The sequence below is a fragment of the Actinoplanes sp. NPDC049265 genome (genome assembly GCF_043197135.1).
Lineage (GTDB): Bacteria > Actinomycetota > Actinomycetes > Mycobacteriales > Micromonosporaceae > Actinoplanes.
Genome location: NZ_JBICSP010000012.1, coordinates 100,566 through 124,619 on the forward strand (window position 1 = coordinate 100,566; position 24,054 = coordinate 124,619).

Below are 24,054 nucleotides of genomic sequence, written 5' to 3' on the forward strand. Positions count from 1 at the left end.
ACCTTTTCCGCGGCCCGGAATTTCGGGCAGGATGCGGCTCATGCCGATCGCACAGCTGACCCCGGGCGACATCGACGAGATCGTGGCCGGGTTCGCGGCCCTGGGCTGGCCGGGCAAGGATCGGCCGCAGTACGAGAGATACGTGCGCGAGCAGGACGCCGGCGAGCGGGTGATCCTGGTGGCGCGCACGGATGCCGGGCAGTTCGCCGGCTACCTGACGGTCAAGTGGGAGGCCGGCTACCAGCCGTTCCGCGATCAGGGCATCCCCGAGGTGCAAGATCTGAACGTACTGCCGCACTTCCGCCGCCGCGGCCTCGCCACCGCCTTGATGGACCTGGCCGAGGAGCACGAGGCGACCCGCAGCCCGATCGCCGGCATCGGGGTCGGCCTGTACACCGACTACGGCCCGGCCCACCTGATGTACCTCGAACGCGGCTACCGCCCGGACGGCCGCGGCATCAGCTACGGCGGCCGCGTCTGCGCCCCGGGCGACCCGGTCACGGTCGACGACGACCTCTGCCTGATGCTCACCCGCCGGCTGCGCTGACCTGACAGATGTCATAGCGAAACCGTGTGCGGCGCACGGGAAGCGGTGACAGGACGAACTACCCCGGCGGCGTGACCGCCCGAAGACTCGAAGCATGCTGAAACTGCTGCTCGCCGCGACGCTGGCGGCTCCACCGGTCGCGACCGTCACCCAGCTCACGCTGCCCCCGCCGACCGGGCCGGACCGGGTCGGCACGGTCACCCTGCACCTCGTCGACCGTTCCCGCCCCGACCCCTGGGTGGCGAGTGAGCGGGTCCGGGAGCTGATGGTGCAGATCTGGTACCCGGCCCGTACCGTCCGCGGCTATCCGCGCGCCGACTGGGTGTCGCCCGGCCTGGCGGCCCGGATCAACCCGCCCGGCAGCGGGTTCGCGCTGCCGGTGACGCACGGTCACGTCGGTGCGCCGCCGCGGCCGGGCCGGCACCCGGTGGTGGTCTACTCCCCCGGCTTCGGGCTGGAACGCACCGGCAGCACCGCGCTGGTCGAGGATCTGGCCTCGCACGGGTACGTGGTCGTGACCATCGACCACACCCACGACGCGTCGTTCGTCGAGTTCCCGGACGGCCGTGTCGCCACCGGCGCGATCCCGCCGCCGGCCGGGCCGGACGAGGAGGCGGAACTCTTCGAGCGGATCCTGGACGTCCGCGTCACCGACACGACGTTCGTCCTCGACCGGTTGCGGACGACCGGCCTGGCCCGGCATCTCGACCTGTCCCGGGTCGGCATGTTCGGCGTCTCGCTCGGCGGCGCCACCGCGGCCGAGACGATGCGCCGCGACCGGCGGGTGCGGGCCGGCGCCGACCTGGACGGCACGTTCTTCGGGCCGGTGCTCCGGACCGGGCTGGACCGGCCGTTCCTGATGATGGGAGCCGATTACGAGGGCGACGAGCAGGACGACACCTGGACCGCGTTCTGGGGCCGGCTGCGCGGACCGCGCCACTGGGTGCAGCTCGACGACGCGCGACACCTGTCCTTCACCGACTTCCAGGTGCTGCTGCCGCAGACGGGCGCGCCGCCCGAGGAGATCACCCCGATCGTCGGTAGCATCAACGGCCCGCGGTCGGTCGCGGTGCAGCGGGCGTACCTGCGCGCATTCTTCGACCGGCACCTGCGGCACCGCCCCGGGCGGTTGCTGGACGGCCCGTCGGCCCGATACCCGGAGATGCGATTCCTGCCATGACCCCGGACGCGCGGCGACGGTGGAGCGGACTCACCCAGTCCGACCGTCTCGAGGTCTACATCCGGGTGACGCTCTACAGCAACGTGGTCCTGGTGCCGCTGGTGGCCGCGGGAGCCTTCGTGACCGGCGTCGACCCGGGTGTCCGTTCGGTGTCCACGATCCTCGCGGCCGGCCTGCACGTCGTCGTGTGCGCGCTGCTCATGCGGGCCGGCATCGACGCCTATCTGGGACGCCGGCCGCGACCGGGGACGCTGATCCGGGCCGGCGCGGTCACCACCGTGGTCGCCGCCGGTGCGGGCGTCGCGGCGTACCCGGCACCACCGGACGGCCCGGGGATGGCCGCGCTGCAGATGGCCGTCACCATCTACGGCATCGCGCTGGTGACCGTGTTCCGGCCGCGGACGGTTCTGCTCACCGCCGGAACCGCCGGGTGCGTCGCGGCCACCGTGGCCGCCGTGGGCGCGGGCCGGCCGGCGGTCGCCCTGGCGGTCATCCTGCTGGTGCTGGTCCCGGCGGCCCGGGTCACCCTGTGGACCCTGGGCATGGTTCGCGAGTTGGAGCGGGCCCGGCGGACCGAGGCCGGGCTGGCCGTGGCCGAGGAACGACTGCGGTTCGCGCGCGACCTGCACGATGTGCTCGGGCGTTCGCTGTCGGCGGTCGCGGTCAAGGCCGGGCTGGCGGCCCGGCTCGCCGATCTGGGCCGCGACGGCGCGTCCGGGGAGATGCTGGAGGTCCAGCAGATCGCGCGGGAGTCGCTGATCGAGCTGCGCGCGGTGGTCGGCGGTTACCGTACGGCCGACCTCGCGACCGAGCTCGGCGGCGCACGGGCGCTGCTCGCCTCGGCCGGCATCAGCTGCCGGGTCGACGCCGGGCCGGAGCCGGCCGGGCCGGTGCAGGGGGTGCTGGGCTGGGTTGTGCGGGAGGGTACGACCAACGTGCTGCGGCACAGCGAGGCCCGGAACTGCGTCATCGTGGTGCGGGCGGAAGCGGAAACGGTGGTCCTGACGATGGAGAACGACGGCGCCCCGGCCCTCGACCGGCCACCGGCGAACGGCAACGGGCTGGCCGGGTTGACCGAGCGGATCGCCGCGCTGGGCGGCACGGTCACCGCCCGGCATCGCCCGCCCGACACCTTCCGCCTGATCGCGACGGTCCCGGCCGGATCGTCGCCGGCCGCGTCTTCGCCCGGCGTTCCGCATCGGGAGGGGACGTGACCGGGCCGGGCATTCAGGTGCTGCTGGTCGACGACGAGCACCTCATCCGGGGTGCGATGGCCGCGCTGCTCGGCCTGGAGGACGACATGGTCGTGGCCGGGCAGGCCGGCACCGGTGCCGAGGCGGTGGCCATGGCGCGGGCGCTGCGCCCGGACGTCGCCGTCGTCGACCTGCAGCTGCCCGACCGGGACGGCATCGCGGTCGCCGAGGCGATCCAGCGGGACGTGCCGACCTGCCACGTCATGATCGTGACCAGCCACGGCCTGCCCGGCCATCTGAAGCGGGCGCTGGCCGCCGGGGTGCGCGGCTTCCTGCCCAAGACCGCCGCCGCCGAGGTGCTGCCCATGGTCGTCCGCACCGTCCACAGTGGTGGCCGCTACGTCGACCCGCAGCTGGCCGCCGAGGCGATCAGCGCCGGCGCGAGCCCGCTGACCACCCGCGAGGCGGAGATCCTCGGGCTGGCCGCCGAGGGTGCGCCGATCGACGACATCGCCCGCGGGGTACGCCTCTCTCCCGGCACCGTCCGCAACTACCTGTCGGCCGCGGTCGGCAAGCTCGGGGCGGTCAACCGGCACGAGGCCGTCCGCATCGCCCGCGGTCGCGGGTGGATCTGACCCGGCCGATACCCGCCGCCGACCCGATCCTCGGCACCAGAGGCCCAGCCGTGCTTGGGTAGGAGGGTGACAGACGCCGAGGACGAGGTGGTCGGGCTGGCCAGTGAGCTGATCGCCATCGACACCACCAACACCGCCGACGCCGGCGGGCCGGGCACGGAACGACCGGCGGCCGAGTACGTCGCCGGGAAGCTGTCCGAGGTGGGTTACGACGTCACGTACGTGGAATCGGGTGCACCCGGCCGCGGCAACGTGATCGCCCGGCTGGCCGGCGCCGACCCGTCCCGGGGTGCGCTGCTGGTGCACGGGCACCTGGACGTCGTACCCGCCGATCCGTCCGACTGGACCGTGCACCCATTCTCGGGCGAGGTGCGCGACGGCTACGTGTGGGGCCGGGGCGCCGTCGACATGAAGGGCACGCTGGCCCAGACGCTGGCGGTCGCGCGGCGGTTCAAGCGGGCCGGCGTGGTGCCGCCGCGAGATCTGATCTTCGCGTACGTGTCGGACGAGGAAGCCGGTGGCCGGCACGGCGCGTCGTGGCTGGTCGACCACCGGCCGGAGCTGTTCGAGGGCGCCACCGAGGCGATCAGCGAGGTCGGCGGCTTCTCGGTCACGGCCGGCGGGCGGCGGGCGTACCTGGTCGAAACGGCCGAGAAGGGCACCATGTGGCTGCGGCTGCACGCCCGGGGCACGGCCGGGCACGGCTCGCTGCTGCACACCGACAACGCCGTGGCCAAGCTGGCCGCCGCGGTCACCCGGCTCGACCGGCACCGGTTCCCGCTGCTGCTCACTCCGCCGGTCCGCGACCTGCTGACCGGGCTGGCCGAGATGAGCGGGATCCGGTTCGACCCGGCCGACCCGGAGCCGTTCGTGGCGCGGCTCGGCCACCTGTCCCGGATGATCGGGGCCTCGCTGCGCGACACGGCCACGGTCACGATGCTGAACGCGGGCTACAAGACCAACGTGGTGCCGTCGGCCGCGCACGCCACCGTCGACGCGCGGATGCTGCCCGGCCGCGAGGAGGCGTTCGAACGGGAGCTGGTCGAGGTGCTGGGACCGGACGTCAGGCCCGAGTGGGACACCATGCCGGCCGTGTCGACCACGTTCGACGGCCACCTGGTCGACGCGATGGCCGCGGCGATCGAGGCCGAGGACCCGGGCGCGCGGCTGTTGCCGTACCTGTTGCCGGCCGGCACCGACGCCAAGTCGTTCCGGCGGCTGGGCATCCGGCACTTCGGCTTCGCGCCGCTGCGGCTGCCACCCGACCTCGACTTCACGTCGCTGTTCCACGGCGTCGACGAACGCGTACCCGTCGACGCCCTGACCTTCGGCACGCGCGTCCTCGACCGCCTGCTGCGAAGTTCCTAGCTCCCCAAATCCCAGCGGAAATGTAGGGTTAGGGCATGACTGTGACCGATGAGCTGCTCGCCAACGCGGAGCGCTACGCCGCTTCGTTCGACCGGGGCGACCTGCCCCTGCCGCCCGCCAAGCACGTCGCCGTCGTCGCCTGCATGGACGCGCGGCTCAACCCGTACGGACTGCTCGGCCTGACCGAGGGCGACGCTCACGTGATCCGCAACGCCGGCGGGGTGATCACCGCGGACGAGCTGCGCAGCCTCGCCATCAGCCAGCGGCTGCTCGGCACCACCGAGATCATCCTGATCCACCACACCGGCTGCGGCATGCTGACCTTCACCGACGACGAGTTCAAGGCGTCGATCCAGGCCGACGTGGGCATCAAGCCGGCCTGGGCGGCCGAGGCGTTCACGGACCTCGACGAGGACGTACGGCAGTCGGTCCGGCGCATCCTCGACGACCCGTTCATCCCGGCGAAGGACTCGGTGCGCGGCTTCGTCTACGAGGTCGAGACCGGCCGCCTCCGCGAGGTCAAATAGGCGCGCCTCGCCGCCTGCGCGAGGTCTAGGACCGCCCGGCGGCCCGCCACCGGACCGGAGTGAAACGAAACAGTTTCGTTCACCCTCGGCCGCGGTCGGTGGGGTCCGCGGTCAGGCGAGGGCCGCGACGATCCGGTCGGGTGCGATCGGGGTGGACCAGTCGGGGCGGACGTCGGCGAATCGGACGACGCCCGCCCGGTCGGCCACGATCGCGGCCGCGAACGGGAGGACGTTGCGGCGGGTGCCGAGCTGGATGTCGGCCCCCGGGGCGGCGAAGCCGATGTTGAGCGCGTCGATCAGCCGGTGCCGCGGGTCGGAGGCGACCAGGAAGTCGAAGTCGTAGCGGTGTTTCAGCGCGGCCAGCCGGCGCGGCGCCTGCGGGCTGACCGCGACCAGGTGCGCGTCCCGGGCGGCGAGCGAGGGCGCCAGGCCGGTACGGTACGCGGTCAGCGCGGCGCCACAGGCGGACGACCCGGCGTGCCGGATGAACAACAGCACCACCGGGCCGGTACGCAGCAGCCGGTCCAGATGGATCGGGCCGAGATCGACCTCGACCAGCGGCTCGATCGGCAGGCGGTCGCCCGCGGTCACCATGCGCTGGTGCAAAGCGTTGCGCTCCACCAACCGCGCGAACTCCGCACCGGTGACCCGACGTTCCTGAGTGACGGTCATGACGCCATCATATCCCCACAAAAACTATAGGAGATAAATATATTGTTCGGTTCGTATTCAATCGTTGAACGTCGATACATGGTTTCTTCCTAGCGTGGTCCCCAGGCATCCATCACCTGGAGGAACAGATGCGACCTGCTCGGCTCTCCCTGGCCACCGCCGTCGTCACCGGCACCGCCCTGGCGGTCACCGCCACCCCCGCCCTGGCCGCCGAGGCCACCGGCACCGTGCTGCACGCCGCCAGCCCCGACGCCGTCGCCGGCAGCTACCTGGTCACGCTCAAGGCCGGCGCCCAGATCGACCGGGCCAACGCCGACCGGATCAGCCGGCGCTACGGCGGCCGCGCCGACCGGGTCTTCGGCCACGCGGTCGAAGGCTTCACCGCCAAGCTGACCGCACCGCAGGCCGCACGGCTCGCCGCCGACCCCGCGGTGGGCACGGTCGAGGCGGACCAGACCGTACGCGTAACCGCCACCCAGACCGGCGCACCCTGGGGCCTCGACCGTTCCGACCAGCGCGGCCTGCCTCTGAGCACCACCTACACGTACGGGCCGAGCAGCGGCGTCACGGTCTACGTGGTGGACACCGGGATCCGGATCACCCACCAGGACTTCGGCGGCCGGGCCAGCTACGGCTACGACGCCGTGGACAACGACAACGTGGCCCAGGACGGCAACGGCCACGGGACGTTCGTCTCGGGCGTCGCCGTCGGCAGCACGTACGGCCTGGCCAAGCAGGCCAACGTGGTCGGCGTACGGGTGCTGGACAACAATGGCTCGGGCACCACGGCGGGCGTGGTCGCCGGCATCGACTGGGTGACCGCGCACGCGGCGCCCGGGCGCTCGGTCGCCAACCTCAGCCTCGGCGGCGGGGTCAGCAGCACGCTGGACGCGGCCGTCCGGCGGTCGATCGCGGCAGGCATCCCGTACGCGATCGCGGCCGGCAACTCCGGCGCCAACGCGAGCAACACCTCACCTGCGCGGGTCACCGAGGCGTTGACCGTGGGGGCCACCGACCGCACCGACGTACGCGCCAACTGGTCCAACTACGGTTCGGTGCTCGACCTGTTCGCGCCCGGCGTCGACATCACCTCGGACTGGCGGACCAGCGACACCGCCACGTACACCGGCAGCGGCACCTCGTTCTCGTCGCCGCACGTGGCCGGGGCGGTCGCGCTCTATCTGTCGGCCCACCCCGGCGCGTCGGTGACCACCGTGAACAACGCCATCGTGGCCGCCGCGACCACCGGCGTCGTGTCCGGCCCGGGCAGCGGCTCGCCGAACCGCCTGCTCTACACGGCTTCCCTCAGCTGATCCGCACGGCGGCCCGGTCCGGATCCCTTGGACCGGGCCGTTCGCTGCTCCCCGGCGTGGACGACGAGGTGAATCGTCAGCGCAGGCCGAGGTCGGTGAGAGCGGAGATCAGGCGATCCACGTCGTCGCGGGTCGAGCCGAGACCGAAACTCGCGCGCAGCAAACCGGTGGTAGCACAGTCGCCGGCCACGGCGCCCGACCCGGCCCGCGCACCCGAGGCAACCGGCGCACCCGAGGCAACCGGCGCGATCGAGGTGACCAGCGCGCTCGAGGTAACCGGCGCACCCGAGGCGACCGCCGCGCTCGACGCGGCCGGCGTCGCGCCGGTCAGGCGGCGGACCAGGGGGTGGGCACAGAACTGGCCGGCCCGGACCCCGATGCCGTACCGCTCGGCCATGGTGGCCGCCACCCCGGCCGGGTCGGGCACGGCGAAGGACGCGATGCCCACCCGTGCGACCGCGCCGCCGAACAGGGTCACCCCGCCGAGGCCGTCGAGCAGACTCTGCTCGTGCTCCAGCAGCGCGGCCCGGTCGGCCCGCAGCAGGGCGGCGCAGACGGCGCCCAGCGACACCGCGCCCAGCAGGTTCGGGGTGCCGCCCTCGTGCCGGGAAGGCCCGGTGGTCCAGGTGATCTCGGCCGGTTCGTCGCCGACCGCCGCGCTCGCACCGCCGCCGCGCAGGTAGGGCTGGGCGGCGTCGAGCCAGTCGCCCCGGCCGGCCAGCACGCCGGCGCCGAAGGGGGCGTACAGCTTGTGCCCGGACAGGGCGAGGTAGTCGGCGCCGAGATCATTCAGGTCGACGGGTACGTGCGGAGCCAGCTGCGCCGCGTCCACGACGACCCGGGCGCCGTGCCGGTGGGCGACGTCGGCGAGGCGCCGGACCGGCCAGATCTCGCCCGTCACGTTGCTCGCCCCGGTCACCGCGACCAGCACTGGGCCGTCGATCGTGGCCAGCGCCGCCGCCAGCGCGGCGACCGCGGCGTCGGGGGTGGCGGGGGACGGCAGCCGCACCACCGAGGACCACGGCAGCAGGTTGGCGTGGTGCTCGCCGTCGAAGACGACAGTGGTGGTGCCGGTCGGCAGGGCGCGGGCCAGCAGGTTGAGCGCGTCGGTGGTGTTACGGGTGAAGATCACATGGTCGCCGGGGCGGGCGCCGACGAACTCGGCCACGATGTCGCGGGCCCGCTCGTACTCCAGGGTCGAGGTCTGTGACCGGAGCCCGGTGCCGCGGTGCACGCTGCCGTAGAAGGGCAGTAGGTCCTGGACCGCGTCGGCCGCGGCGCGCACACAGGGCGCGGAGGCGGCGTAGTCGAGGTGAGCGAATCGCACGGTGCGGCCACTGGCGATCTCGACGGTAAGTTCGTTGCCGACGATCTCCAGGTCTCGCACGTCCTCTTTAAGGTCTCGCACGTCCTCTTTAAGGTCTCGCACGTCCTCTTTAAGGTCTCGCACGTCTTCTTGGTCGCTGTTCTGAAAAGCGACAGACATGGCCTTCTCCTCGTGAGGGTCGGGGACCCGCACGGGCCCGCGCTTGCCCCGCGTCGAGTGACGCGCAGCCTGGTCCTCACCCGGGGCACCCCATCGCGAACGCAAGGGTTGCCGGCCAGCAAGCCGGGGCTACGCGCTGGCACTCATGACCTGTCGCCGACCATATCATCCCGCCGGTCGTCACATCAGGCGCCGGCCGGTCCCCGGCGGCTCGCTCCGGTGCTGGAATCCGGGTCACCCGTCCGGGGTAAGCGAGGAAGACCGGAGCCCTCCCCATGATCGGGCGGCGCGCCTGACCGATCAGGTCGACTCTGCTCGGCCCGACGCCCGGAGTACGTGTCGCGGGCACCGATGACCTGGATCGCGGGCAGCGGCGGGCCTAGTCTCGCCAACCGGACCGAGCACCGGGCGTACGGGAATCGGTCCCTCTTCCGACCGAAGTGGCCGTCCACGCCAGATGGCCTTCTCATCCCTGCCCGGCATCCCCACAGTGCTTACGCGGCGCTCATCTCATCCTGCCCATCGGAGGCTCTTCCATGCCCGATCCCATCTTCTACTCGATCGTCGTCGTCGACGTGGAGCGGTTCGGTCAGCGCACCAATCCCATGCAGGCGTCACTGCGCGCGGCCATGTACGAAGTCGTCCGGACAGCGTTCGCCGATGTGCGACGGGACGGCGAGATCGTGCGGCTGGACCGCGGCGACGGCATCGTCATGCTGGTGCCGACGGCCACGGCCGACTCGGTGACCCTGGCCGGGCGTTTCGTCGACGCGCTGGACCGGGCGCTGCGGGAGAAGTCCCGGATGTTCTCGGCCGAGCATCAGATGCGCATGCGCGTCGCCCTGCACCAGGGCAACTGCCTGCAGGACGAACACGGCTGGCAGGGCGAGGCCATCAACACGGCGGCGCGCCTGGTCGACGCCCAGGAACTGCGCGACGCGCTGGCCGCCGCGCCCGACGCCGCGATGGCCCTCATCGTCTCCGACGAGATCTATCGCGGGGTGGTCCGGCACGGGTACCGGTACATCGACCCGGCGTCGTTCGCCCGGATCACGCTGGCCAAGAAGGAGCTGCACGAGGACGCCTGGATCAGCGTGCCCGGCCACCCCAGCCCGCCGCTGATCCGCCGGCCCGAGCGGCGAAGCGAGTCGTCCGGCCCGGCCGCACCCACCACCACGGTGTACGGCCCTCAGGTGAATAACGGCGACTACGTGCGGGGCGACAAGGTCGGCGGCGACGTCTACCACTTCGGCGGGCCCCGGTGAACGTTCCCGCGGCCCCGGCCACACCCGCGGCGACACCGGCCACACCGGCGACGCCAGGCGGGGGCGGCGCCGGCGGGGGCACACCGGCCGCGCCGAAGGCCGCCGGCGCCCCGGCCGCGCCGAAGACGCCCGGGGCTCCGGCCGGCCCGGCGCCACCCGACCCGTCGAAGACCCCGGCCACGACGCCGGCCGACACCGAGGTCGCCACCGACGCGAAGCTCGACGGCAAGGGCGGCAAGGTCCAGGCCGCGGTCAACCCGCAGCAGCGAGCCGACCTGCTCCGCGAGGCGGCGGGCAAGTTCCTCGGCGATCACGTCGCCGGCGACCGGGTCAGCGGCGACAAGTACGTGACCATCCACGAGGGACGCGAGCGGGTCCGTCTCCCCCGGCTCGGCATCGCCCTGGCCGACATGGTGCGGCGGGCGTTCGTGGCCCCTCCGGAGTGGTCGCGCGTCCGCGCGGAAGAGCACGGCAAACGGATCGTCATCCTGCGGGCCGACCCCAACCGGGGCAAGTGCGCCGCCGCGATCCGGCTGCTGCAGTCACCGGCCGACCGGCCCATCTTCCATCTCGACCGCGCCATCCAGCTGGCCACACTGGCCGCGACGCTGGAGAGCGCGGCCAGGACCGCGGGGGCGCTGCCGCGGGGCGCCGGGTTCCTGCTGCAGGAGCCGCTCGCCTGGGACGCCGTCGGTGGCAACGTCCTGCAACACGTCGAGGCCGCCCTGGAGGAGATCGACGGACGCCTGGTCGTGACCCTGGACAGCAGCGCCGCGCTCGCCGACCAGGACGTCGCCGGCCACGTCGTCGACCTCGGCACGGCGCCTCCGGTCGCCGACATCTTCGACCGGCACCTGGCCTGGCGCCTCGACGACCCCCGGCTGTACGCGCGGGTCAAGGTCGATGTCGAGGTCGTCGCGCTGTCCGAGGAGGTGCTCACCGAGGACGTGCCGATGCACGTCGCGGCCAACCTGGCCACCATGGTCGGGCAGGCCATCGACGGCGCGACGATCGACATCGGACGGGTCCGGCAGCGGATGTCGCAGGTCGCCACCGAGGAGTTCGACATCTGGTTCGGCGGCCTGCCCGATCTGCCCGCCCGATGCCTGGCGATCGCCCTCGCGGTGCTCGACGGCATGCCGTACGAGAACGTCGTGCACGCGGCCGACCTGCTCACCGAACGCCTCGACGGGCCGCCGCAGGTGGCCGGCGACAACGTGCTGGCGCCGTGGCGGGACCCGTTCCGGCACACCCGCACCGAGGTGCTCCGCCGGCTCCGGGCCGAGACGCGGCCGGGTGTCGAACGCGGCATGTTCGGCACCGTCCCGGTCGAGGCCATGGGATACCGGTCGGAGGACTTCCCCCGCCTGGTCCTCGAACACGTCTGGCGCCGCTTCGGCCTGCACCGCGAACTGCTGGGCTGGCTGCACGACCTGTCCAGCGACCTCAACGAGGAGATCCGGGCCCGGGCCGGCACCGCGCTCGGCCTGGTATCCACGTTCGCGTTCGACTTCGTCTGGACCCAGGTGCTCCGGGCGATGGCTCAGGACACCGGCAACTTCCGCAATCGCGAGGTGGTCGCCTACGCCCTGCGGGTGCCGGCCGCCGAACCGGCGCTGCGGCCCCTGGTCGACGCGATCGTCACTGGGCTGGCCGGCAACGCCGACCTGCCGTTCGGGCAGGCCACCGCCGCCCGCGTGTACGGCGTGAGCCTCGGCCCGCTCGGCGTCGGCGAGGCGCTGGCCGCCCTGGACCGGCTGGCCGTCATCGACGACCGCTACATCGCCGCCGGCATCGGGGACAGCCTGGCCGACCTGATCATGCAGGACGAGACCCGGAACCCCGCCCAGGTCCTGGCCAAGGTCTCGGCCTGGCAGAGCGACCGGCGGCGGGCCCTGGTCGGCGAGGCGGTCTTCCTGCACCTGGCCCGCTGGCTGACCACCGATCACGTGGTGGCCGGCCGGACCGTCGTCTGGCCGACCCTGCTGTGGTTCGCGGACGAGCGGATCGAGTTGCGGGCCGGGCTGCTGAGCATGTGGCGGTTCGTGCTCAATTCCGGGAGCCTGCCCGAGCAGGTGGCCGAGGTGCTCGCGCACTGGGCCGACCTGGCCGAGGCGGACGCGCATGTGCGCACGTCGCTGAGCCGGATGCTGGGCGCCACCGCGGGCGCGAGCGAACGTACCTACACGTTGGTGCAACGCCAGGTCAGGGACTGGCGGGCGCCGGACAACCTGCGACCCAAACCCCGCACCGCGTACGCGGTCGAGGACTCCATGCGCCCGAGGAACGATGCCGCGTGACCACACCACTCAACCCGATCCTGTCCGTCACACCGGTGCAGCGAGGGCTGCTCAGCCGCACGGTCGCCACCACGCCGGACGTGGCGGTCGTCTACTCGACCGGCGCCGGCCAGGCCGTCTACCTCGGCGGTCGTCCGCTGACCTGGAAGGAACAGACGTTCTCCCAGTACCGCACCCGGTACGACGTGGACACCAGCGATCATCGTCGCACCGTCGAACTACGCAGCAGCCCGCTGCCGTCGCGCGGTGACTACTACTTCTTCATCGCCACCGTGGATGTCGCGTTCCGGGTGCACGACCCGGCCGAGGTGGTACGCCGCAACATCCGCGACACGCTGCCCGTGGTGTACGGCTTCCTCAAGAATCAGCTCCGCGGCATCACCCGTGGCTTCGACATCGAGCAGTCCACCGAGGCCGAGGAGGCGGCCCGCCGCCGGTTCGCCGGTCCGGTGACGCTGCCCGAGGGCATCACCCTCTTCGAGGTGTCGCCCCGGCTGCTGCCCGACGCCGAGGCCAGCCGCTACCTGCAGGGAAGGGTCGCGTCGGCCCGGAGGCTGGAGAGCAACGTCGACCAGCACCGGGTGAACGTCCAGGAGGCCATGCAGCAAGGCGAGCTGGACCGGATGCAGCAGATGGCCCGGATCCAGGCGGTGCAGCTGGACCTGAACGCGCTGGGCGGCCAGGAGCTGACCGCCCGGCAGATGGCGCAACGTCACCTGGCCACCCACCCGCACGACACCGAGCGGGTCATGGCCTTGCTCATGCAGCACGAGCTGGCCATGATCGAGCGCCAGGACGGGCAGGCCCACCAGGCCACCGAGTTGTTCAAGTTCCTGGCGCAGAACGGCACGTTCCAGCCGGGCGACATGGAACACCTGGTCTCGCCGCTGCTCCGGCAGATGGGCGCCGCGCCGGCTCCAGCGGCGATCCCGGCGACGGCCTGGACCCAGCCGCCGGTGCTGCCCAGCACGCCCGCACCCGGCGCGCCTCCGGTCGTACCGGTACAGGGGAAGCCTCCGGCGGTCGTGCTCGAGCAGAACCCGGAGACCAAGGTGTGGACGCCGGCCGACGGAGTGCAGCCGATCTATCTCGTGGTGGACGAGTCGGCCGAGGTGACGCCGTACATCGGCGATCTCAGCAACGGCGTGCACCTGCTGCACGAGGCCCTGCTGCGGGCCGACGACGTCGCGTCGGCGATCCGGCTCGGCGTGCTCGGCTTCGCCGACGAACTGGCCACCCGCCGCCCGCTGGAGCCGATCATGGCCGGCGCGCAGTCGCCCTGGTTCGCGCCGCGCGGAACGGCGGACTACGCGATCACCTTCGAGAAGCTGATGGACGTCATCGACCAGGACATCCCGCTGCTCAAGGAACAGCAACCCAAGGTGCTCCGCCCGACCGTGTACCTGATCAGCGGCAGCGACGCGGCGGACGGCGTGTGGAGCGGCCCGTACCAGCGCCTGACCGACCGCGGTTCCCACCGGTACGCCCCCAACATCGTCTCCTGCGGCTTCGGTGCCGCGTCACCGGCCCTGATCACGCGGATCGCCACCGACCCGCGGCTCGGCTACATGATGGCGGCCGGCGTGGACGTGCACGACGCGCTCGCGAAGTACTGGCAGTCGCTGGCGAAGTACATCCTCAGCTCCGGCCGGGCGTTGATCAGCGGCCGCGGCGAGGTGACGTACCAGCCGCCGGCGGGCTTCGTCCTCGCCCGTGAACTCGTCTGACCACAAAGAAATCAATGACCGGCGTACGCCGGGGAAAGCATGGCGGTAATGACTGGTAACCGGGGCAACCTCCTGCCCGTGTACGTCCTCGCCGACGAGTCGGGCTCGATGGCCCCGTACATCGGCCAGCTCAACGACGGCCTGGCCGCGCTGCACGAGGCGTTGCTGGGCGAGCCGATGGCGGCGGCGAAGGTGCGCTTCTCGATCCTCGGGTTCGCCGAGGACGTGCAGGAGCGGCTCAGTCTGGCCGACCTCCGGCGGGAGGGGCAGCTGCCCACCCTCCATCCGCGGGGCTACACGAACTACGGCAAGGCGTTCGCCGCGTTGCGTCAGCGCATCCCCGAGAACGTGGGGGCGCTCAAGGCCGAGGGCTTCCAGGTCCACCGGCCGGCCGTCTTCTTCCTCAGCGACGGCCAGCCCAGTACCGGCGGCTGGGAGCAGGAGTATGCCCAGTTGATCAACCGGGGGGTCGTCGCGGCCGCACCGAACATCATCGCCTGCGGTATCGGCGAGGTCGAGCCGTCCACGATCCTGCACGTGGCCACCGAACAGAACTATGCCTTCGTCGCGATGGAGGGCGTCGACCTCGGTTCGGCCATCGCCGAGTTCTGCACCGCGCTGACCAAGAGCATCGTGGAGTCCGGGCGCTCGCTCGGGTCGGCCCAGCCCGAGCTGGTCGTGCAACAGCCGGAAGGCTTCCGCATGGCGATCGATGTGGTCTGACGTGAGCCTGCCGCGTCATCTGTATCGACTGTTGTTCTGGCCGCTGACCCTGCTGGAGCGCCGCCCACCGGCGTCGGCCGCGGCCCAGCGGCGGCACCAGCCGCAACAACCCGGCCCCCGGGCGCGGGAGACGACCGTCACGGCGAATCCCCCCGTACCGGCGCAGCCGGGCGGAGAACGGCGGAACGGCTCTCCGCCCGAACTCTCCCAGTGGAACAGCCCGGTCGTCGGCGACCCGATCCACCGGTTCGAGCCCCGCCCACCGGCGTCCGTCTCCTACCGCCCGGACATGGTGGTCGACGGCTGGGAGACCGACGACCTCATCGTGCGGGCGGCGTCGATCCGCGGCTACGTCCACCGCTACCGGGGAACGCCGCGCCAGGACGACATGGCGGTCAGCCTGCACCGGGCGAGCGGTGCGGTCGTGTTCGCCGTCGCCGACGGTGTCTCCTCGGCCCGGCACTCGCACATCGGCGCCAGCGCCGCCTGCCGCGCCTCGGTCAACGCGATAGTCGCGCGACTCGACGAGGGCACCGACCGCATCGACTGGCAGGGCCTGGTCGAGCAGGCCGCCTGGCAGGTCATCGCTCAGGCGCGAGCCGTGCTGGGCGACGACACCGACACCGAGACGGCGGAACGGGAGTTCGCCACCACGCTGGTGGCCGGTCTGGTGCGACCGACCGCCGACGGGCCCGAGGCCTCGATGATCCACGTCGGCGACAGCAGTGCCTGGATTCTGCGCGGGGACCGGTACCAGTGTCTGCTGGAGTCCAAGTACGCGCCGGGCGCCGACATCGTCAGCTCGGCCACGACCGCCCTGCCGCGAATGCCACGGGTGACGCCCCGGGCCGGCCTGCTCTCGGCCGGCGAGGTGCTGCTGCTCGGCACGGATGGATTCGGTGATCCCCTCGGCGACGGTGCGGGCGAGGTCGGCCGGCACTTCGCCGACGCGTTACGCCGGCCCGGCGACCCGCTGCGGTTCGCCCGCGACCTCGACTTCTCCCGGGAGAACTTCGACGACGACCGTACGCTGATCGCGCTCTGGCCGCGCTCGCCGCAACCGCCGCGGCGGCCATGACCGGCTCACCGACGATCGACAAGACGCTGTTGCGCGATCTGAGCCTGGTCGGTCACGGCGGCCAGGGCAAGGTCTGGGCCACCGGCTCGATCCGGATCAACGGCGACTGGCCCGGCGTCTACAAGGAGTACACCGACGCGGCCCGGTCCCGGCTGGACACCGCGGTGCTCCGCCGGCTGATCGAACTGGTGCCGGCCCTGCCTCCGGACACCGGCCGCTGGCTGTGCGAGCAGTCCGCCTGGCCGGCGGCGCTGGTCGAGGAGCAGGGCGCGGTACGCGGTTTCCTGATGCGCCGGATCCCGGACACGTTCGAGGTGTCCCTGCCGCGGCGTGACGGCACCGTCAATCGCCGGCCGGCCGGCTTCCAGTTCCTGTTGAACCCGGACGACTACCTGGCCCGGATGGCCGTGCCGATCGACGACCGCAAACGCCTGCTGCTCCTCACCGACCTGGCGCGGACGCTGGCCGAGTTCCACCGGCTCGGTGTGGTCGTGGGTGACCTGTCTCCCAACAACCTCCTGTTCGACCTGGACTCGGAGCCGCCGCGGTGCTTCTTCATCGACTGCGACGCGATGCGGGTGCACGGCGCCTCGGTGCTGCCCCAGGTGGAGACCAACGACTGGGAGGTGCCGGCCGGGGAGGAACTCGCCACCGAGGCGTCGGACGCGTACAAGCTGGGCCTGATGGCGATCCGGTTGTTCGCCCGGGACCAGTCCTGCCGCGACCCGACCGCTCTCGGTGTGGTGTCCGGTAAGGCGGCTGCCCTGGCCGTACGCAGCCAGTCGCGGGATCCGTCCGACCGGCCGGCGCCGGCCGACTGGTTGCCGGTGCTGCTCGCCGCGACTGCGGACACGGTGACTCGGCCGGATCCGGTCGTCCCGCCCCGGTTCCCGGCCGCGGTGATGATCACGGTCGGTCTGATCGTGGCCCTGGTGTGCCTCATCGCCGCTTTCGCCTGACGTGACACCCCGCGTGTGCGATTCCCGCCCGGCCGGCCGTCCTAGCATGAGGCATGGTCCCCGAACGGCCGTTCTGGTTCGCGCTGACCGAGCCTCAGCGCGCCGAGTTGCGCCGGGCCGGAACGCTGCGCGTCTACCCGCACGAGGCGGTGATCGTTCGCGAGCAGGATCGCTCCGACTTCGTCCTGGTGGTGCTCGGCGGTTGCGTCAAGGTCGCCACCCGCGGCCCCCAGGGTCACGAGGTGATCCTGGGCCTGCGTGACGCCGGTGACCTGATCGGCGAGCTGGCCGGCATCGACGGCGGCCCACGCTCGGCCACGCTGTCCGCCCTGACCGAGGTGAAGACCCTGTTCCTGCCGGCGCCCGCGTTCCGGTCGGTGCTGCGGTCGCATCCGGAGGTGGCCGCGCTGGTGCAGCGGACGGTGTCGGGCCGGCTGCGGGAAGCAGACCGCTACCGTACAGCGGCCGGGGTGCAGAGCAGCCCGCAACGTCTGGCCGGTCTGCTGCTCCTGCTCGGTGACCGCTATGGCATGGCCGACGGCTCCGGTGGCCTGGTCATCGAGTTGCCCCTGTCCCAGCAGGACCTGGCCGGCCTGATGCTGGCCTCCCAGCGCACCGTCGGCCGGCTGCTGGAGCAACTGCGCGACCAGGGCGTCGTCGCCACGGCCAGGCGCAGTGTCCGGCTGCTCGACCCGGCGGCCCTGCGCCGGATCGCCGGGTCCTGAGCTCAGACCCGCACGTAGCTGAGCTGTTCGTGGCCGTACTGGGCGGCGATCGGGTTCCACAGCGCGACGAACCGCTTCTTGGCCGCGGTGGCCTGTTTCGACTGGGCGTCGCCACGCGCGCGGTCGACGCCACGCCGCGCGGACGAGCCGCAGTCGGCGCGGGCCATGTTCCGGGCCCAGCCGGCATAGGCCTGGTCCGCCGCCCGGGACCAGTCCAGCGCGGCGGTGAGCTCGGTCTTGAGCTCGGCGCCCCGAGCCAGCTCCCCGGTCGGCAGGGCGCCGGCCCGGTCCCGCAGCGCGGTCCGGCTGGAGGCGGCGTCGTCGAGCGTGGTCGCCGCCTGGGTCAGCCGCCGGCAGTCCATGATGTCCTCGATCGCCGCTATCACCTTCTTCCGGTCGTTACCGGAGTCGGCGAGCAGGTCGGCCATCGATCGGGCCTGTTCGGCCGGGGTGGGGCGGTCGGGCCGCCAGTTCTCGGTGGCGGTGCGCAGCCAGTCGCCGGCCTGCGGGAGGCCGTACGCGAGGACGGCCACCACGACCGCCAGTTTCGCGATGGTGCCGGCCCGGAACCGCCGGCCCGCGCCCACCGGGACGAACGCCGCGGGCGGGCCGGGCGGTTGGACCGGGACGAAGGCGGGCCGCTGAACCCGGGCGGTCCCGGTCGCCTGATTCCAGGGCGGCACTGTTGCCGACCCGGTCGGCTGGTTCCACGGCGGCACTGTTGCCGACCCGGTCGCCCGGTTCCACGACGGAACTGTCACCGACCCGGTCGGCTGGTTCCACGGCGGCACGTTCGGCGACCCGGTCGGCCGGTTCCACGGCGGCACGTTCGCCGCTCGGCCGGGTCTGCTCTGCGCCGGGACCGGGGCGGGAGTCGTTCCGCCCCGCATGGCCATGGCCAGCGTCCGCTTCCACTCGGCCGGATCCGGGCGGCGGCTCGCGTCGCCGCTCAGTCCCCGCTCGGCCAGCCGCCGCAGCGCGGGCGTTACCCGGTCCAGCACGGCCGGGTCGGTCGCGTTCTGCTCGCCGGCGAACATCCGGATGACGAGCAGGGCCAGCTTGTACTCGTCGGTGGTGGTCGTCGCCCGCTGCTCGCCGCCGGGCACCGCCCAGTCGGGCGTCTCCACCTGGTCCAGCACCGAGGCTCCGCGCACGCGCATCGCGTCGCAGTCGATGAAGTAGCAGCGTGGCCGGGCCGCAAAGCTGAAGCACAGGTTCTTCGGAGACAGGTCACCGACCGCGATGTCGTTGCGGTGCAGGAATTCCAGCGTCTCGGCGACGTCGTAGAGGAACTCTAGACGGAACGCGTCGCTGGTCGTGAGCCCGGTCCGGCGGGCGAAGTCGTCACCGTTGAGCAGCAACTGGGTCAGGGCGAGCTTCGTCCTGGTCCCCGTGGGCATGGTCATCGGCACGTAGAACCGCTGGGGCGCCCGCGGCATCAGGAAGCCGGAGACCTTGCCATTCCTGGTCACCACGGTGCCGGGCCAGGCCGTGCGTTCGGTCAGCGACCGCGCGTCGGCCGGCGTCAGGCCGCCCGGGAGCCGCGCCATCGCCGTCAGCGCACCGTCGTCCACTGTGGTCAGCACCGGGGCGCTGTATTCCTTGTAGACCCGCGATCCGTCCACCGACGTCGCGTACACCGTGCCTTGACCGCCCTTGTCGAGGAGGGTCAGGTGACCGAGCGCGCTGACGTCAACGCGGACGGCACCCCCAGGTGCGAACATCTCACTCCGCTCGTCCCGCCCGTTGCCTCGCTCAGGGATATCAACGGCGCGCGACGGGCTGTATGTCATCTGACCCGTTCAACGCCGTGCACCACCGAACCGACATGCTCCGTTCGACCGGAGCTCGCGGCGGACGAAGGAGAGCTAGTGACCGGCCACCACGACTTCGGTACCCATCCGGCGGATCGACTCCACGCCCGCCTCGTCGGCGCTGCTGTCGGTGACCAGCGTGGCCACGTCGGTGACGGCGCAGATGCCGGCCAGGCAGATCCGGCCGATCTTGGAGCCGTCGGCGACCACGATGACCTTGTCGGCGCGGCGGATCATCTGAGCGTTGGTGTTGGCCTCGATCTCGTCGTGGGTGGTCAGGCCGCCGCGGGCGCTGATGCCGTCGACGCCGACCACCGCGACCGCCATGTTCAGGCCGGCCAGGGCCTGGTCGGCGATCGGGCCGACCAGCTCGTAGCTCTGCGTGCGGGACACTCCGCCGGTCATGATCAGCTTGAGACGCGGGCGCAGGGCGAGCTCGGCGGCGATGTTGAGCGCGTTGGTGACCACGGTCAGGTCGACCCGCTCGGCCAGCAGGCGGGCCAGCAGGTGGGTGGTGGTGCCGCCGGTCAGGCCCAGGGTCAGCGGGCCCTTGGGCAGGATCTTGGCCACCGTACGGGCGACCAGTGCCTTCTCCTCGCGGTGCTGCCCGACCCGGTAGCGGACCGGCAGCTCGTACGCCACATCGACGGCGACCGCGCCGCCGTGCGTACGCGAAAGAAGCCGTTGATCCTCGAGAACCTGCAGGTCACGGCGGATGGTGGCGGGCGAGACGCGGAACTCGTCGGCCAGGTGCCCGGCGTCCACCGACCCATGGCTGGCCACCCGCTCCAGGATCGCGGAGACTCGGTCGGCACGGCGCAGGGTGCTCGGCGGCATGGTCCCTCCCAGGTTTGATCAAACGCGCAGTCACATTAGTTCGTTTCCAAGCGATAAACCAGATCTGCTTGCGCGTTCGCAACGAACGTCACGAGAATCCGCCCATGACCGTGATCACTTTCCTCGGCGCGGGCAGCGTGGTGTTCACCCGTGAGCTGCTCGCCGACATCCTTTCCTTCGACGAACTGCGCGGTGTCACACTGGCGCTGCACGATATCGACCCGGAGCGGCTGGAGACCGCCGAAGCGATCGCCCGGCGGACATCCGAGCAGCTCGGCGCCACTCCGAAGATCACCACGAGCCTGGACCGGCGCACCTCGCTGGACGGCGCCGACTTCGTGATCAACGCGATCCAGGTCGGCATGCACGCGGCCACGGTGCGCGACTTCGAGATCCCGGCCAAGTACGGGTTGCGCCAGACGATCGCCGACACGCTCGGCATCGGCGGCATCTTCCGCGCGCTGCGGACCTTCCCCGTGCTCGAAGGGATCGCGCGCGACATCCAGGAGATCTGCCCGGACGCGTGGCTGCTCAACTACACCAACCCGATGGCCATGAACATCGGCTACCTGGCCGCCACCGCTCCGGCGCTGAAGGCGGTCGGGCTGTGCCATTCGGTCTTCTGGACGGTGCACGACCTGGCCAACCTGCTCGGCGTACCGCTGGACGAGATCGACTACACCGGCGCCGGCGTGAACCACCAGGCCTGGCTGCTGCGCTTCGAGCACAAGGGCGAATCGCTCTACCCCAAGCTCGACGAGCTGCTGGAACGCGACCCCTCGCTGCGGCGGCGGGTACGCATGGACATGTATCGGCGGCTGGGCTACTTCCCGACCGAGACCAGCGAGCACTCGTCGGAGTATCTGCCCTGGTACCTGCACCTCGACGACGAGATCGAGCGGTTGCGCATCCCGGTCGGCGACTACCTGCGGATCAGCGCCGGCAACGTGGAGGAGTACCACGCGGTCCGGAAGGCGCTGCGGGCCGGCGAGCCGCTGGACGTGAGCCGGGACGCCACCGAGTACGCCCCGCAGGTCATCCACAGCATGGTCACCGGTCAGCTGCGCCGCATCCACGGCAACGTGGCCAACCACGACCTGATCAGCAACCTGCCCAACGGGTACGCGGTCGAGGTGCCGTGCGTGGTCGACCACCTGGGCGTGCGCCCGGAGCGGGTCGGCGCCCTGCCCCCGCAGTGCGCGGCCGTCAACCGCAGTTTCGTCTCGGTCGGCGAGCTGACCGTGGCCGCCGCCGTCGACGGAGATCCGCGCAAGATCCGTCAGGCGGCGATGGTCGACCCGAACACCGCGGCCACCCTGAGCGTCGACGCGATCTGGGACTTGTGCAACGAGATGGTCACGGCGCATCGTGAACTTCTGGCACCTGAGCTGCGGGTGACACTGTAACGCGCAACACAGGATGCTCGTTTGTTGACGAGATCTTGTTAAGCGATCGCAAACGAGCATAATTCCCGAACATGACTCACACGTCCTCGGAGATTGCCAGCCAGCCCGATGTCTGGGAACAGGCGCTCGGGCTGGCCGGGGAGGCCACCGCGGCCCTGGCCGCGCCCGGCGAACGGATGCTGATCATGGGGTGCGGCACCTCCTGGTTCGTCGCACAGGCCATGGCCGAGCTACGGGAGAGCGCCGGACTCGGCGAGACCGACGCGATCTGCGCGTCCGAGTACGTCCCCCGCCGCCGCTACGACCGGATCGTGGCGGTCACCCGGTCCGGCACCTCGACCGAGGTGCTCGACGCGCTCCGCCAGGCCCCCGCGGACGCGCACAAGGTCGCCATCACCGCCGTCGCCGGAATGCCGGTCGACGGGCTCACCGACACCCGCCTGCTGCTCGACTTCGCCGACGAGACCAGCGTCGTGCAGACCCGGTTCCCGACCACCGTGCTCGCCCTGGCCCGGGCCGCGTTCGGCGAAGACCTCAGCGGGCTGGTCGCCGACGGGCGGGAAGCCCTCGCCGCCGCCCTCCCGGTCGACCCGCAGAACATCGAGCACCTGGTCTTCCTGGGCACCGGCTGGACCGTCGGGCTGGCCCACGAGGCCGCGCTCAAGGTCCGCGAGGCCGCCCAGGCCTACTCCGAGTCCTACCCGGCCGGCGACTTCCGGCACGGACCGGTGGCGGTGGCCGGGCACAACAGCATCGTCTGGTCGTTCGGCGACGTGCCGGCCGGCCTCGACGACGTCGCGCGTGGCGCCGGCGCCACGGCGTACCGCGATCGCCTCGACCCCCTCGCCCAGCTCGTCCTCGCCCAGCGTTTCGCGCTGGCCCTCGCCGCGCACCGCGGCCTCGATCCTGACCGCCCCCGTTTGCTCACCCGGTCGGTCGTCCTGTCGGACGCAGCGGCCTGATGAATTGAGGTAAATGCCGATGACGCCAGCCCTCCGGCGCGGCCGCCTGGTCTTGGGCGGACTGAGCGCGACACTCCTTCTCCTCTCCGCCTGCATGGGCGGCACGACCGACGACGGCAAGGACGACGCGGCGGGGTACGACCCCAACGCGAAAGTCGAGCTGACCTGGTGGACCGGACAGACCACCGAGGCGCAGAAGGTGGCGGAGGGACTGGCCGCCGAATACACGAAGCTGCACCCGAACGTGACCGTCAAGGCGGCACCGGGCGCGCCCACCACCGACGACCTGCTGACCAAGTTGTCGGCCGGCTTCGCCGGAGGGAGCTACCCCGACATCTCGTACGCCTTCGGCAGCTGGGCCGGTGACCTCGGCGCCAGCGGCAAGACGCAGGACCTCACGTCGTACGTCAACGACCCGGCGTTCAACTGGAACGACTTCTCCCCGGCGGCCCGCGAGGTGGCCACGGCCAAGGGCAAGGTCATCGGCCTGCCGGCGCTGGTCGACAACCTGGCCGTCATCTACAACAAGAAGATCTTCGACGACGCCGGCGTGCCCTACCCCAAGGACGACTGGACCTGGGCCGACTTCCGGGAGACGGCCAAGAAACTGACCAACCCGGCCAAGAACCAGTACGGCACCGCGTACTCGGTCTCCGGCAGCGAGGACACCACCTGGCACCTGTGGCCGCTGCTGTGGCAGAACGGCGGCGAGATCCTCGACGGCACCAAGCCCACCTTCAACTCCGACGCCGGTGTGAAGGCCCTGGAGACGCTGCGCCAGATCGCCGTCGACGACAAGTCGATGTACCTGGACCAGACCGACGAGAAGTACGGCCCGCTGTTCAACGGTGGCCGCGTCGGCATGATGATCTCCGGTCCGTGGTCGCTGCTCGAACTCAAGGACGCCAAGTTCGACTACGACGTGGCCCAACTGCCCGGAACCAACGGCGACCACACCACCGTCTCCGGACCCGACCTGTGGGTGCTCTTCGACCATCAGGACGCCAACCGGGCCGGCGCCGCCCGCGACTTCGCCAAATGGCTGACCAGCGCCGAAACCGACGCCAAGTGGAACCTCGCCGTGGGTAACCTGCCCCTGCGGACCAGCGAGAAGGACACCCCGGCCTTCAAGAAGTACACCGCCGACTGGAAGGGCGGGCAGAAGTTCTTCGACAACCTGCAGAACGCCAAGAAGGCCCGGCCCACCGCCGCCGGCTACGAGGTCCTGTCCCGCAACGTCGGCGACGCGATCGCCAAGGTGCTGCAGGGTCAAGCCCAGCCCAAGGAGGCCCTGGACGAGGCGGCGAAGAAGTCCGCCGACGCCGTGGAGGAATGAG

The 24,054-nt window shown here is 71.6% G+C and carries 21 protein-coding genes and 1 riboswitch; of the genes, 17 read left to right on the forward strand and 4 right to left on the reverse strand.

Annotated elements, in window-relative coordinates:
• Nucleotides 1–40 precede the first annotated feature (40 nt).
• From ACGFIO_RS26835 to ACGFIO_RS26860, 6 genes are all read left to right on the forward strand, one after another.
• A complete protein-coding gene (locus tag ACGFIO_RS26835; protein WP_392829692.1) occupies nt 41–547 on the forward strand; it encodes a GNAT family N-acetyltransferase in 507 nt (168 codons plus the stop codon).
• A gap of 94 nt (nt 548–641) precedes the next feature.
• Complete coding sequence (locus tag ACGFIO_RS26840; RefSeq protein WP_392829694.1) at nt 642–1,727, forward strand: alpha/beta hydrolase family protein; 1,086 nt, start codon at nt 642–644, stop codon at nt 1,725–1,727.
• The gene (locus ACGFIO_RS26845; RefSeq protein WP_392829695.1) at nt 1,724–2,941 is read left to right on the forward strand and encodes a sensor histidine kinase; all 1,218 of its coding nucleotides are present in this window, start codon (nt 1,724–1,726) and stop codon (nt 2,939–2,941) included. The genes ACGFIO_RS26840 and ACGFIO_RS26845 overlap by 4 nt, the downstream gene beginning before the upstream one ends.
• On the forward strand, nt 2,938–3,555 hold the full coding sequence (locus ACGFIO_RS26850) for a DNA-binding response regulator (RefSeq protein WP_392829697.1): 618 nt from the start codon (nt 2,938–2,940) through the stop codon (nt 3,553–3,555). Before ACGFIO_RS26845 ends, ACGFIO_RS26850 begins: the two co-directional genes overlap by 4 nt.
• Before the next feature lie 66 nt (nt 3,556–3,621).
• A complete protein-coding gene (locus ACGFIO_RS26855; RefSeq protein WP_392829699.1) occupies nt 3,622–4,923 on the forward strand; it encodes a M20/M25/M40 family metallo-hydrolase in 1,302 nt (433 codons plus the stop codon).
• A gap of 35 nt (nt 4,924–4,958) precedes the next feature.
• Complete coding sequence (locus ACGFIO_RS26860; RefSeq protein WP_392829701.1) at nt 4,959–5,450, forward strand: beta-class carbonic anhydrase; 492 nt, start codon at nt 4,959–4,961, stop codon at nt 5,448–5,450.
• Nucleotides 5,451–5,561: 111 nt separating this feature from the next.
• Here the strand turns inward: ACGFIO_RS26860 and ACGFIO_RS26865 are convergent, their stop codons facing one another.
• A complete protein-coding gene (locus ACGFIO_RS26865; RefSeq protein ID WP_392829702.1) occupies nt 5,562–6,122 on the reverse strand; it encodes a redoxin domain-containing protein in 561 nt (186 codons plus the stop codon).
• Between the two features lie 128 nt (nt 6,123–6,250).
• Here ACGFIO_RS26865 and ACGFIO_RS26870 point away from each other — a divergent pair, with 128 nt between their 5' ends.
• The gene (locus ACGFIO_RS26870; protein ID WP_392829704.1) at nt 6,251–7,435 is read left to right on the forward strand and encodes a S8 family serine peptidase; all 1,185 of its coding nucleotides are present in this window, start codon (nt 6,251–6,253) and stop codon (nt 7,433–7,435) included.
• A gap of 76 nt (nt 7,436–7,511) precedes the next feature.
• Here ACGFIO_RS26870 and ACGFIO_RS26875 read toward each other — a convergent pair whose 3' ends face one another.
• Nucleotides 7,512–8,807 carry an aminotransferase class V-fold PLP-dependent enzyme gene (locus ACGFIO_RS26875; RefSeq protein ID WP_392830016.1) on the reverse strand — a complete coding sequence of 432 codons (1,296 nt, stop codon included), beginning with the start codon at nt 8,805–8,807 and terminating at the stop codon, nt 7,512–7,514.
• A gap of 148 nt (nt 8,808–8,955) precedes the next feature.
• Nucleotides 8,956–9,072, reverse strand: a riboswitch (SAM riboswitch).
• A gap of 385 nt (nt 9,073–9,457) precedes the next feature.
• Between ACGFIO_RS26875 and ACGFIO_RS26880 the strand changes: the two genes are divergently transcribed.
• The 7 genes from ACGFIO_RS26880 to ACGFIO_RS26910 are packed head-to-tail and all read left to right on the forward strand — an operon-like array spanning nt 9,458 to nt 17,698.
• Complete coding sequence (locus ACGFIO_RS26880) at nt 9,458–10,186, forward strand: hypothetical protein (protein ID WP_392829705.1); 729 nt, start codon at nt 9,458–9,460, stop codon at nt 10,184–10,186.
• A complete protein-coding gene (locus tag ACGFIO_RS26885; protein ID WP_392829707.1) occupies nt 10,183–12,486 on the forward strand; it encodes a hypothetical protein in 2,304 nt (767 codons plus the stop codon). Before ACGFIO_RS26880 ends, ACGFIO_RS26885 begins: the two co-directional genes overlap by 4 nt.
• Nucleotides 12,483–14,213: a hypothetical protein gene (locus ACGFIO_RS26890; RefSeq protein ID WP_392829709.1), complete on the forward strand. Its 1,731-nt coding sequence runs from the start codon at nt 12,483–12,485 to the stop codon at nt 14,211–14,213. Before ACGFIO_RS26885 ends, ACGFIO_RS26890 begins: the two co-directional genes overlap by 4 nt.
• A gap of 48 nt (nt 14,214–14,261) precedes the next feature.
• Entirely contained in the window at nt 14,262–14,936 is a 675-nt protein-coding gene (locus ACGFIO_RS26895; protein WP_392829710.1) for a hypothetical protein, read from the forward strand.
• Nucleotide 14,937: 1 nt separating this feature from the next.
• A complete protein-coding gene (locus ACGFIO_RS26900; protein WP_392829712.1) occupies nt 14,938–16,014 on the forward strand; it encodes a protein phosphatase 2C domain-containing protein in 1,077 nt (358 codons plus the stop codon).
• Entirely contained in the window at nt 16,011–16,973 is a 963-nt protein-coding gene (locus ACGFIO_RS26905; RefSeq protein WP_392829713.1) for a lipopolysaccharide kinase InaA family protein, read from the forward strand. The genes ACGFIO_RS26900 and ACGFIO_RS26905 overlap by 4 nt, the downstream gene beginning before the upstream one ends.
• Before the next feature lie 53 nt (nt 16,974–17,026).
• Nucleotides 17,027–17,698: a Crp/Fnr family transcriptional regulator gene (locus tag ACGFIO_RS26910; protein WP_392829715.1), complete on the forward strand. Its 672-nt coding sequence runs from the start codon at nt 17,027–17,029 to the stop codon at nt 17,696–17,698.
• 2 nt (nt 17,699–17,700) lie between these two features.
• Here the strand turns inward: ACGFIO_RS26910 and ACGFIO_RS26915 are convergent, their stop codons facing one another.
• Entirely contained in the window at nt 17,701–19,422 is a 1,722-nt protein-coding gene (locus ACGFIO_RS26915; RefSeq protein ID WP_392829717.1) for a hypothetical protein, read from the reverse strand.
• A gap of 144 nt (nt 19,423–19,566) precedes the next feature.
• A complete protein-coding gene (locus tag ACGFIO_RS26920) occupies nt 19,567–20,349 on the reverse strand; it encodes a DeoR/GlpR family DNA-binding transcription regulator (protein WP_392829719.1) in 783 nt (260 codons plus the stop codon).
• 104 nt (nt 20,350–20,453) lie between these two features.
• Here ACGFIO_RS26920 and ACGFIO_RS26925 point away from each other — a divergent pair, with 104 nt between their 5' ends.
• The 3 genes from ACGFIO_RS26925 to ACGFIO_RS26935 all read left to right on the forward strand — a co-directional run bounded on the left by ACGFIO_RS26925 (nt 20,454) and on the right by ACGFIO_RS26935 (nt 24,053).
• Entirely contained in the window at nt 20,454–21,755 is a 1,302-nt protein-coding gene (locus ACGFIO_RS26925) for an alpha-glucosidase/alpha-galactosidase (RefSeq protein WP_392829720.1), read from the forward strand.
• Between the two features lie 71 nt (nt 21,756–21,826).
• On the forward strand, nt 21,827–22,717 hold the full coding sequence (locus ACGFIO_RS26930; protein ID WP_392829721.1) for an SIS domain-containing protein: 891 nt from the start codon (nt 21,827–21,829) through the stop codon (nt 22,715–22,717).
• 19 nt (nt 22,718–22,736) lie between these two features.
• A complete protein-coding gene (locus tag ACGFIO_RS26935) occupies nt 22,737–24,053 on the forward strand; it encodes an ABC transporter substrate-binding protein (RefSeq protein WP_392829722.1) in 1,317 nt (438 codons plus the stop codon).
• Nucleotide 24,054: the final 1 nt, after the last annotated feature.

Coding starts and splice junctions, on each gene's coding strand:
- ACGFIO_RS26835 (WP_392829692.1), top strand. CDS start 41: ATGCCGATCGCACAGCTGACCCCGGGCGACATCGACGAGATCGTGGCC.
- ACGFIO_RS26840 (WP_392829694.1), top strand. CDS start 642: ATGCTGAAACTGCTGCTCGCCGCGACGCTGGCGGCTCCACCGGTCGCG.
- ACGFIO_RS26845 (WP_392829695.1), top strand. CDS start 1,724: ATGACCCCGGACGCGCGGCGACGGTGGAGCGGACTCACCCAGTCCGAC.
- ACGFIO_RS26860 (WP_392829701.1), top strand. CDS start 4,959: ATGACTGTGACCGATGAGCTGCTCGCCAACGCGGAGCGCTACGCCGCT.
- ACGFIO_RS26865 (WP_392829702.1), bottom strand. CDS start 6,122: ATGACCGTCACTCAGGAACGTCGGGTCACCGGTGCGGAGTTCGCGCGG.
- ACGFIO_RS26870 (WP_392829704.1), top strand. CDS start 6,251: ATGCGACCTGCTCGGCTCTCCCTGGCCACCGCCGTCGTCACCGGCACC.
- ACGFIO_RS26880 (WP_392829705.1), top strand. CDS start 9,458: ATGCCCGATCCCATCTTCTACTCGATCGTCGTCGTCGACGTGGAGCGG.
- ACGFIO_RS26895 (WP_392829710.1), top strand. CDS start 14,262: ATGACTGGTAACCGGGGCAACCTCCTGCCCGTGTACGTCCTCGCCGAC.
- ACGFIO_RS26905 (WP_392829713.1), top strand. CDS start 16,011: ATGACCGGCTCACCGACGATCGACAAGACGCTGTTGCGCGATCTGAGC.
- ACGFIO_RS26910 (WP_392829715.1), top strand. CDS start 17,027: ATGGTCCCCGAACGGCCGTTCTGGTTCGCGCTGACCGAGCCTCAGCGC.
- ACGFIO_RS26915 (WP_392829717.1), bottom strand. CDS start 19,422: ATGTTCGCACCTGGGGGTGCCGTCCGCGTTGACGTCAGCGCGCTCGGT.
- ACGFIO_RS26920 (WP_392829719.1), bottom strand. CDS start 20,349: ATGCCGCCGAGCACCCTGCGCCGTGCCGACCGAGTCTCCGCGATCCTG.
- ACGFIO_RS26925 (WP_392829720.1), top strand. CDS start 20,454: ATGACCGTGATCACTTTCCTCGGCGCGGGCAGCGTGGTGTTCACCCGT.
- ACGFIO_RS26930 (WP_392829721.1), top strand. CDS start 21,827: ATGACTCACACGTCCTCGGAGATTGCCAGCCAGCCCGATGTCTGGGAA.
- ACGFIO_RS26935 (WP_392829722.1), top strand. CDS start 22,737: ATGACGCCAGCCCTCCGGCGCGGCCGCCTGGTCTTGGGCGGACTGAGC.